The 512-nt window shown below is 73.2% G+C and carries 2 protein-coding genes; one reads left to right on the forward strand and one right to left on the reverse strand.

Annotation, left to right across the window (positions count from 1 at the left end):
* The coding region (locus CAY82_RS27465) for a hypothetical protein (RefSeq protein ID WP_218190850.1) at positions 1 to 220 on the forward strand (220 nt) is incomplete at its 5' end.
* A gap of 9 nt (positions 221 to 229) precedes the next feature.
* Here the strand turns inward: CAY82_RS27465 and CAY82_RS27470 are convergent.
* The coding region (locus CAY82_RS27470; RefSeq protein ID WP_218190851.1) for a hypothetical protein at positions 230 to 512 on the reverse strand (283 nt) is incomplete at its 5' end.

Below are 512 nucleotides of genomic sequence, written 5' to 3' on the forward strand. Positions count from 1 at the left end.
GACCGCGCTCTGGTACTGGAACACCCAGTCCGGGCCCGGCACCATGACCGGCCACGAGGCGATGACCGGGCGGCACGGCTTCGGCGAGACCATCCGCAGCCTCAACGGCAGCGCCGAGTGCGACGGCGGCAACCCGGCCCAGATGGAGCACCGGGTGGAGCTGTACAAGGAGTTCACCCGCGTCCTGCACCCCCCGCGCGGCAGCGGCCTGACCTGCTGAACCGGGCCGTCACCCGGCCGCGACCAGCCGTACCCCGCTGACCAGATGCGGCGTGATGCGCACGGCGCTGTCCATGACCTGGCCGGGCAGCCGGGGCCAGGGCTGGAGCAGCCGGGCGTAACGGGCCAGGTCGGCGGGGTCGGTGGCGTCGTCAGCCGGTCCGGTGTCCACGGTCACCGGGAACAGGGTGGTGAACCAGCCCACGATCCGCGACAGGTCGGGCTCGAAGCCGGCGGTGCCCGCGACCAACCGTCCCTCGCGGCCGTGGCCCCCCAGCTCGATGTCGGCGAAT

It is taken from the genome of Pseudomonas sp. SID14000 (genome assembly GCF_002165135.1).
Lineage (GTDB): Bacteria > Pseudomonadota > Gammaproteobacteria > Pseudomonadales > Pseudomonadaceae > Aquipseudomonas.